Origin of the sequence: Cellulosimicrobium composti (assembly GCF_010287905.1) — a bacterium.
In the GTDB taxonomy this organism is placed as follows: domain Bacteria; phylum Actinomycetota; class Actinomycetes; order Actinomycetales; family Cellulomonadaceae; genus Cellulosimicrobium; species Cellulosimicrobium composti.
On record NZ_JAAFAN010000102.1, the window covers coordinates 1 to 8,496 of the forward strand.

An 8,496-nucleotide genomic window follows, 5' to 3' on the forward strand; every position below is an offset into this window, starting at 1 on the left:
CCGCCCAGCCGCGCACCGCGCCGCAGCCCCTCGCCGCCGCACAGCCGGCCGCCCCCGCGCAGCAGGCGCCCGCGCAGCAGGCGCCGGCCCAGCAGGCGCCGGCCGGTCAGCCCGGCGGTGCTCCGGCGGCGGCGCGCACGGCGCCGACGGTCGTGAAGATCGTCGTCGCCGGCGGGTTCGCCGTGGGCAAGACGACGTTCATCGGCTCGATCTCCGACGTGGAGCCCCTGAACACCGAGGCCGCCATGACGGAGCACTCGGTGGGCGTCGACGACGCGGGCGGCGTGTCCGACCGCAAGACCACGACCACCGTCGCGATGGACTTCGGCCGCGTCTCGCTGCCGGGCAACCTGTGGCTGTACCTGTTCGGCACGCCCGGCCAGGACCGCTTCCTCTTCATGTGGGACGACCTGGTCCGCGGCGCGATCGGCGCCGTGGTGCTCGTCGACACGGACCGCCTCGAGCAGTGCTTCCCCGCGATCGACTACTTCGAGTCGCGCAACATCCCGTTCGTCGTGGGCGTGAACTGCTTCGACGGCGTCGCCAAGCACAAGCTCGAGGACGTGCGCGAGGCGCTGCAGATCCCGGCGCACGTGCCGATGCTCTACACGGACGCCCGCTCGCGCGCGGCGACGAAGCAGACGCTCATCGCGCTGGTCCAGCTCGCGATGCGTCAGCTGCGCGGCGCGGCCTGACCGCTCGCGCTCCCGGACCACCGCACGACGGCGGGTCGCCCTCCCCGGGGCGGCCCGCCGTCGTCGTGCGGGGCCCGGGCGTGCCACAATGTCTGGCCGGGAGGGCTGACAGAGCGGCCTAATGTGACGGTCTTGAAAACCGTTGTGCGGCAACGCACCGGGGGTTCGAATCCCTCGCCCTCCGCCAGCCGTCAGGCCGGGTCGGGAGCCTTGCTCCGGCCCGGCCTGACGCGTACCGGGCGCAGCGCTGCCGGGGCGTGCGCGGGCACGAGCGGGCGCCGGGGCGCGACGGGGTCGAGCACCGCGTACGGCGCGCCGAGCGGCGGGCGCGGGTCGGGGTCGCCGACGTTGGGCCACAGCGCGCACGCGCGCTCGGCCAGCGCCGTGATCGTCAGCGACGGGTTCACGCCGAGGTTCGCGCTCACGGCCGACCCGTCCACGACGTGCAGGCCGGGCTGGCCGTGGACGCGGTGGTACGGGTCGATCACGCCGGTGGACGGCGAGGTGCCGATCGCGCAGCCGCCGAGGATGTGCGCGGTCATCGGCACGTCGAACGGCTCGCCCACGGTGCCGCCCGGCATGCCGCCCATGCGCCGGGCCATGCGCCGGGCGGCGTCGTTCCCGGCGGGGATCCAGGTGGGGTTCGGGGCGCCGTGGCCCTGGCGGGACGTGAGGACGCGGCGGCCGAGGAGCCCGCGGCGCAGCGAGGTGGTGAGCGAGTTGTCGTGGCTCTGCATGACGAGCGCGATGATCGTGCGCGAGGACCAGTCCCGCAGGTCGAGCATCGCCGGCAGGTCCCGACGCTGCCGCCACAGCTCGCGCAGCCACGTGCGCCAGCGCCCGGGGCCGCCGTCGGTGAGCACGGTCTGGAGCAGCCCCATGGCGCCCGACCCCTTGCCGTACCGCACGGGCTCCACATGGGTGCGCGCGTCCGGGTAGAACGACGACGTGATCGCGACGCCGCGCGAGTAGTCCGGGGCGTCGGGCCGGCGACTGTGGTCGCGGCGTCGCACGGTCGCGCCGAGCAGCGCCTCGGAGTTGGTGCGCGTGAGGTGGCCGAGCCGCTCGGAGACGCCCGGCAGCGTGCCGCTGTCGCGCATCGCGTGGAGGATCCGCTGCGTGCCGAGCGCACCCGCGGCGAGCACCACGTGCCGCGCGGTGTACGTGCGGCGGCCCGCCCAGGCCCGCCCCGAGCGGTGGGCGCGGACCTCGTGCACGACGCCGCCCGCGCCGTCGGGCACGGGCCGGACCGAGGTGACCGTCGTCAGGGGCAGCACCTGCGCCCCGCCGCGCTCGGCGAGGTACAGGTAGTTCTTCACGAGCGTGTTCTTCGCCCCGACGCGGCACCCCGTCATGCACGCGCCGCACTCGGTGCAGCCGCGGCGCTCCGGGCCGGCCCCGCCGAAGTAGGGGTCGGGGACGGCGACGCCCGGTTCGCGCGCACCGTCCCGGCCGAAGAACACGCCCACGGGCGCCCGCACGAACGTGTCGCCGACGCCCGTCTCGAGCGCGACGTCCGCCATGACGTCGTCGGCGGGCGTGCGTCCGGCGTACGTGGTCACGCCGAGCATGCGGCGCGCCTGGTCGTACCAGGGGGCGAGCTCGGACCGCCAGTCCGTGACGTCCGCCCACGCGGGGTCCGTGAAGAAGTCGTCCAGGGGCTCGTAGAGGGTGTTGGCGTAGACGAGGCTGCCACCGCCCACGCCGGCGCCCGCGAGGACGAGCACGTCGCGCAGGCGGTGGATGCGCTGGATGCCGTAGCAGCCGAGCGCGGGCGCCCACAGGAACGACCGCAGGCGCCACGACGTGCGCGGGAGCTCGTCGTCGGCGAACCGGCGCCCGGCCTCGAGCACCGCGACGCGGTAGCCCTTCTCGGTGAGACGGAGCGCGGTCACGCTCCCGCCGAAGCCCGACCCCACGACGAGCACGTCGACGTCGGTCGCCACGGGTGTGCGCGCGCGGCCCGGCGCGGCGCCGGGCGCGGGGTGGGGGGCGTCGTCGGCCATGGGCAGACGGTACGTCACGACCGACCGCCGCCGGGACGCGCGGGACCTTCGGCGCGTGCCGCACCCGGGGCCGTGCGGGATCATGGCCGGGTGACGTCTGAGCCCTCCCCGGCCGACGAGGCCGGCCTCGAGCCCGTCGACCTCATCCGCCGATCGGGCACGGTGCTGCGGATCGGGCGCCTCGCGCTCTCCGCCGGGACGGGCAGCTACCGCGTGAAGTCGCACATGACGCGCGCCGCCCGCGCCCTCGGCCTCGACCGCATCGCCGCGCACGTGACGCTCACCGAGATCACCGCGACGTCGTACCGCGGGCCGATCTTCCGCACCGAGCTCACCGAGGTCCGCTCCGTCGGGATCAACGCCGACCGGCTCGCCCAGCTCGAGCGCTTCTCCGCGACGCTCCCGCCCGGGGCGGACCTCGACGCGGTGGACGCCGAGCTCGACCGCATCGCGCGCCGCCCGCCGCTCTACGGCGCGCTCCTCAACGCCCTGTGGGCGGGGATCGCGTGCGCGGCGTTCGCGTTCCTCAACAACGGCGGCCTCGTCGAGTGCAGCGCCGTGCTGGTCGCCGCGGCGCTCGGCCAGGGCGTGCGGCGCGCGATGCTCCACCGGGGCATCAACCAGTTCGGCGTGACGATGCTCGCCGCGGCGGTCGCGAGCGTCGCCTACCTCGTGCTGGTGCTCGCGCTGTCCGCGCTCGCGGGCGTCGAGGGCGGGCACGAGGCCGGCTACGTCTCCGCCGTGCTGTTCCTCGTGCCGGGCTTCGCGCTCGTCACGGGTGCGCTCGACCTCGCCAAGCTCGACTTCTCCGCGGGCGTCGCGCGCGTCACGTACGCGCTCATGATCCTCGCGTCCGCCGCGCTCGCGGTGTGGGGCGTGTCCGCGCTCGCGGGGCTCGCTCCCGACCCGGTGCCGCCCCCGGCCCTCGCGGAGCCCCTGCTCCTCGGCCTGCGGGCGGTCGCGAGCTTCCTCGGGGTGCTGGGGTTCGCGCTCATGTTCAACAGCCCGTGGCCGATGGCGCTCGGGGCCGCGTCGATCGGGATGGTCGCGAACGTCGGCCGCCTGCTCCTCGTCGACGCCGACGTCGTGCCGCAGGCGGCGGCCGCGGCCGCGGCGCTGCTCGTGGGGCTGCTCGCGGCGACGGTCGCGCCCGCGCTGCGGGTCCCGCGCATCACCGTGTCCGTGCCCGCGGTGGTCATCATGGTCCCGGGCGTCACGGCCTACCGCGCGGTGTACGAGTTCAACACGGGCGCCACGACGCAGGCGCTCGCCTACGCCGTCGAGGCGGGCCTCGTGATCGTCGCGCTCGCGATCGGGCTCGCGGTGGCGCGCATGCTCACCGACCGCGAGTGGACGTTCGAACGCTAGGCGCGCGACGCCGTCGGGCTCGCGGTTTGGTCTGGTGGCGCGGCCCTTGTACCCTGGGCGACGCAGGCTCTCCGACGAGCCCGCGAGGAGACGTCGCATAGTCAGGTCTAGTGCGCCACCCTGCTAAGGTGGTAACGGGGCAACCCGTTCGAGGGTTCAAATCCCTCCGTCTCCGCTCAGGAAGGTCCCGGTGCTCGGCGCCCGGGGCCTTTTCTGTTGCCCCGACGACGCCCCGCCCGCGCCCCGCCGGCGCGGGCCGGCAGGGCGCGGGTGGGGCGTGCGGGGCGCGGGCTCAGGCGCTCCCGGTCGTGGCGAGCGCGGACCGCACGACGAACCGCGACGCCCCGGCCCCCGCGAGCACGAGCGCCGACGCCGCGGCGACGCACAGCAGGAACTGGACGACGACCGCGACGTTGGCGAACGCGTTGAACCCGATCACGGGGACCATGAACAGCAGCGCGGCGAACGTCGCGACGCCCACGCTCACGGCCAGCGGGACGAGCGTCTCGCGGAACCGGGCCTGGTCGAGCGTGCGCAGGTCCGTCCCGGACAGGACGAGCGTGCGGTACTCGTCGCGCTGGTCGATCACGCGCCCGGCCTGCATGACGCCCGTCGAGACCGCCGCGAGCACGCCCGCGATCGCGAGCGTGAGGAACCCGCCCGTCTTGAGGTCGACGAGGTACTGGACCTCCTCGGGGTCGGCGCCCATGCCGGGGTCGAGCAGGGCGAAGATGCTCGCGAGACCGGCGATGAACGTCGCGAGCGAGATGCCGCCGACGGAGCGCCACGCGGTGCGCGGGCTGTCGACGATCCGCCGGCCCGCGAGGAGGGTCGGGACGCGCCGCGCCGAGCCAGCCGTCATCTTGCCGACGATCCAGATGGCGAACGGGCCGACGACGTTCACCGTCGCGAAGCCGGCGAGCAGGACGACGACGACGATCGTGATCGCCACGGCCTCGGACCCGAACGACACGTTCGTCGCGACGACCATGGCGACGAACGCGAGCCCCATCGACAGCAGCCGCACGGCCTTGAGCCCCGGGGGCGTGACCCGTGCGGCTACGCCGAGCGGCGTGATCGCCACGCGGCGCAGGCTGACCAGCGCCGACACGAGCGCGACGAGCACGACGAGCACGACGGCGCCCAGCAGCGCCGGGACCCCGACCCACAGCTCGCCGATGCCGAACGTGCGCCCCTGGAACCGGAGCTGCGCGACGAGGGGGAGCAGCGCGCCGTAGCCGAGGATGCCCGCGAGCGCGCCCAGGACGGCCTGTGCCGTCGCGTCGAGCGCGGTGAGGGTCGTGACCTGGCCCGTCGTCGCCCCGGCGAGGCGCAGCGCGGCGAGCCGGGCGTCGCGCCGCGCGACGGCGAGGCGAGCGGCCGCGGCACCGAGCGTGACGAGCGGGATGAGGAGCAGGAGCGACGCGATGCCCGCGAGGAACGGGTACTGCGCGTCGTAGGGCGTCACGCCCTCCATGCCCTCCCGGACTCCCTCGACGCCGCCCGCGCGCTCGAGGAACGCGTGGAAGCCGCCCAGGACGACGAGCAGGATCGCCGTGGTCACGCCGAACGCGATGATGGCGAGCACGTTCGTCAGGCCCTGCGGGTCGCGCTCGTCGGCGCTGCGGCGGCGCAGGAGCCACCAGAGGTCGACGGTCCTCATCGCGCGCTCTCCTGGTCGGCCGCGGTCGGGTGGGTCGGCACGTACCCGGCGGCCGGGTGCGCGGCCATGGCCTGCTGCGTCGCGGCGTCGTGCGCCGGGGGAGCGGGCGGCGCGGGTGCCGGGGGTACGGGCCGCGCGACGGCGGCGCTCGCCGCGGCCTGCGACGCCTCTGCCTGCGGGGCGCCGCTCGCGGGCTGGGCGCCCGGGGCGAAGAACTCGCCGGAGATCCGGCCGTCGCGCATGGTCACGGTGCGCGAGCAGTGGCGGGCGACGCCGGCGTCGTGCGTGACGACGACGAGCGCGGCGCCGGAGTCGCGCGTGGCGCGCGTGAGGACGTCGAGGACCTCGGCGCCGGTCGCCTGGTCGAGCGCGCCCGTCGGCTCGTCGGCGAAGACGACGCCGGGCGACCCGACGAGGGCACGCGCGATCGCGACGCGCTGGGCCTGGCCGCCGGAGAGCTCGCCCGGGCGGCGCTGCTCCATCCCCGCGAGGCCGAGGTGCGCGAGCCACCGGGCCGCGACCGCCGTGGCCTCGGCGCGGGCCGTTCCCGCGAGCATGAGGGGCAGCGCCGCGTTCTCGACCGCGGGCAGCTCGGGCAGGAGCTGGCCCGACTGGAACACGAAGCCGAAGTCCTGACGGCGCAGGACGGTGCGGCGCGCCTCGGAGAGGGTCGTGACGTCCTCCCCGCGCCACGACACCGTGCCGGACGTCGGCGTGACGATGCCCGCGAGGACGTGCAGGAGCGTCGTCTTCCCGGACCCGGACGGGCCCATGATCGCGAGCGACTCCCCGGGATGGACCGTCAGGCTCACGCCCGCGAGGGCGTGCGTCGCGGTCTGGGCGGAGCCGTAGACCTTGGTGAGCGCGCTCGCGACGAGGGGCGAGCCGCCGGGGGCGGGAGCGTGGTGGCCGGTGAACGTCATGGGTCGATCGTCCGGCGGCGCGGGGTCCGCCCGCGTCGGGCTGCGGGCGGGACGTCGCGGGGGCCGGGTCCGACCCTGGGGGGACCGCGTGACCCGTGGTGTGCTGCGACGGTCGGACGGCGTGGCGTCCGTCACCTCGGGCCCGCAGGGGGTCGATCCGGTTTGGGATCGCGGCGAGGACGCGGTAGTGTTCTCGACGGCCGGTGAGCGATCAGCGGTCAGCAGGACCAGCGCCCGTAGCTCAACGGATAGAGCATCTGACTACGGATCAGAAGGTTGGGGGTTCGAATCCCTCCGGGCGCACAGGACGAAAGGCCCCACCTCCGGGTGGGGCCTTTCGGCGTCTCCGGGACGGTGCCGCTGCGCGCGAGGACGGCGGCGGAGGCGGCGCGTGGCCGGCCCCGCCGGCCCGACGTCGCAGCCCGACCCCGACGCCCCCTCCCCATTTCCGCACGGTCGTGCTACGTTCGCCGGGTGAGCAAGGGCGACGAGACGCGTCAGGCGATCCTGCACCGCGCGGTGGAGGCGGCGTACCGCGTCGGCCTGGCCGGGCTCACGATCGGCGAGCTCGCGCGCGCGACGGGCATGTCGAAGAGCGGCCTGTACGCGCACTTCGGCGCCAAGGAGTCGCTCCAGCTCGCGGTGCTCGACCAGGCGCGCGCCGAGTTCGTGGACACCGTCGTCGCGCCGGCCCTGCGCTCGCCGCGCGGGGAGCGCCGCCTGCGCGAGCTGTTCGAGCGCTGGCTCGGGTGCGCCGTGCACCAGCACCCGGGGGGCTGCCTGTTCGTCAAGGCGGCGACCGAGCTCGCCGCGCAGGCGGGGCCGGTGCGCGACCAGCTCGTGCGCGACCACCAGGACCTCTACGACACCGTCGCGCAGGTGTACGGCACGTGCGTCGCCGAGAGCGGGTTCCGCGCCGACGTGGACCCGCAGCAGTTCGCGTCCGAGCTCTACGGCGTCATGCTCGCGCTCCACCACGCGCACGTCTTCATGGCCGACCCGCGCGCCGAGGAGCGCGCACGGGTCGCGTTCGAGGCGCTGCTCGACGCGTCGCGCACGCTCGTCCCGGTCGCCTGACGACCCCCCGACCCCGCACCGACCCTTCGAGAGGACCCTCGTGACCGGCTCAGGAGCACAGAAAAGCACGACCGTGCGCGACGACCGCCGTCGTGCCGACCGGCGCCGGGCGGCACGGCGCCGCAAGGCCGCGGCGCGGCTCGCGCTCGTCCGGGCCCGGATCGCCGTGCTCCAGGCGGTCTCCCCGCGCCGTGCGGCCCGGTTCGCGCTCGACCTGTGGTGCACCCCGCCCGACGGCGCGGGGCGCCGTCGCGACGACCGCGCCGCGCGCGGCACCCTGAGCACCGTGACGACCGGGTCCGGCGCGCGGGTCGTCGTCGAGACGTGGGCGCCCGCGGCGGGGGACGCGACGCACCGCGACGCACCGCCGTCGCCGGACGCGCGCACGGCCGACGGCGCGCCCGCCGGCCGCGACGCGCGGTCCGAGGCGGGCGTCGTCTACCTCGCCCACGGCTGGGGCGGGTGGCGCGGCCAGCTCGGCGCGTTCGTCGAGCCGCTGCGTGCCGCGGGCTACCGCGTCGTCGCGTTCGACGCGCCGAGCCACGGCGACTCCGGGCCCGGCCGGCTCGGACCGCGGCGCAGCACCATGCCCGAGCTCGCGGACGCGCTCGCCGCCGTGGTGAGCGAGCACGGCGCGGCGACGGCCGTCGTGGGGGCCACGGGCGGGGCGGGGGCGGCGGGGCGGGGGGGGGGCGGCGGCCGCCCCCGGGGGCGCCGCGGGGGGGGGGGGGGGGGGCCCGGCGGGGGGGGGGGGGGGGGCGGGG

Annotated in this window: 7 protein-coding genes and 3 tRNA genes; 7 read left to right on the top strand and 3 right to left on the bottom strand. The window is 76.2% G+C overall.

The window, feature by feature from the left end; genetic code table 11:
- Positions 1–152 precede the first annotated feature (152 nt).
- Together GYH36_RS18315 and GYH36_RS18320 are read left to right on the top strand one after the other, a co-directional pair.
- Positions 153–695, top strand: coding sequence for a GTP-binding protein (locus GYH36_RS18315; RefSeq protein ID WP_051471385.1), 543 nt, complete (start codon positions 153–155; stop codon positions 693–695).
- 99 nt (positions 696–794) lie between these two features.
- A tRNA-Ser gene (locus GYH36_RS18320) sits at positions 795–882 on the top strand.
- A 4-nt stretch (positions 883–886) separates the two neighbouring features.
- Here the strand turns inward: GYH36_RS18320 and GYH36_RS18325 are convergent.
- Positions 887–2,701, bottom strand: coding sequence for a GMC oxidoreductase (locus GYH36_RS18325; protein WP_162290598.1), 1,815 nt, complete (start codon positions 2,699–2,701; stop codon positions 887–889).
- Between the two features lie 90 nt (positions 2,702–2,791).
- Here GYH36_RS18325 and GYH36_RS18330 point away from each other — a divergent pair, with 90 nt between their 5' ends.
- Both GYH36_RS18330 and GYH36_RS18335 read left to right on the top strand, forming a co-directional pair.
- Positions 2,792–4,069 (top strand): threonine/serine exporter family protein, encoded by a 1,278-nt coding sequence (locus GYH36_RS18330; protein ID WP_024839162.1) that lies wholly within the window; start codon positions 2,792–2,794, stop codon positions 4,067–4,069.
- 86 nt (positions 4,070–4,155) lie between these two features.
- A tRNA-Ser gene (locus GYH36_RS18335) sits at positions 4,156–4,244 on the top strand.
- A 117-nt stretch (positions 4,245–4,361) separates the two neighbouring features.
- On the opposite strand, the gene GYH36_RS18340 is transcribed toward GYH36_RS18335, so the two are convergent.
- Complete coding sequence (locus GYH36_RS18340) at positions 4,362–5,732, bottom strand: hypothetical protein (protein WP_024839161.1); 1,371 nt, start codon at positions 5,730–5,732, stop codon at positions 4,362–4,364.
- Complete coding sequence (locus GYH36_RS18345) at positions 5,729–6,655, bottom strand: ABC transporter ATP-binding protein (RefSeq protein ID WP_162290600.1); 927 nt, start codon at positions 6,653–6,655, stop codon at positions 5,729–5,731. Before GYH36_RS18345 ends, GYH36_RS18340 begins: the two co-directional genes overlap by 4 nt.
- 230 nt (positions 6,656–6,885) lie before the next feature.
- On the opposite strand from GYH36_RS18345, the gene GYH36_RS18350 reads away from it, so the two are divergent.
- The 3 genes from GYH36_RS18350 to GYH36_RS18360 all read left to right on the top strand — a co-directional run.
- Positions 6,886–6,958 (top strand) — tRNA-Arg (locus tag GYH36_RS18350).
- 171 nt (positions 6,959–7,129) lie between these two features.
- Positions 7,130–7,732, top strand: a complete 603-nt coding sequence (locus tag GYH36_RS18355; protein ID WP_024839159.1) for a TetR/AcrR family transcriptional regulator — start codon at positions 7,130–7,132, stop codon at positions 7,730–7,732.
- 73 nt (positions 7,733–7,805) lie between these two features.
- On the top strand, positions 7,806–8,496 hold a 691-nt coding region (locus tag GYH36_RS18360; RefSeq protein WP_512698709.1), incomplete at its 3' end, for an alpha/beta fold hydrolase.

Coding starts and splice junctions, on each gene's coding strand:
- GYH36_RS18340 (WP_024839161.1), bottom strand. CDS start 5,732: ATGAGGACCGTCGACCTCTGGTGGCTCCTGCGCCGCCGCAGCGCCGAC.
- GYH36_RS18345 (WP_162290600.1), bottom strand. CDS start 6,655: ATGACGTTCACCGGCCACCACGCTCCCGCCCCCGGCGGCTCGCCCCTC.
- GYH36_RS18325 (WP_162290598.1), bottom strand. CDS start 2,701: ATGGCCGACGACGCCCCCCACCCCGCGCCCGGCGCCGCGCCGGGCCGC.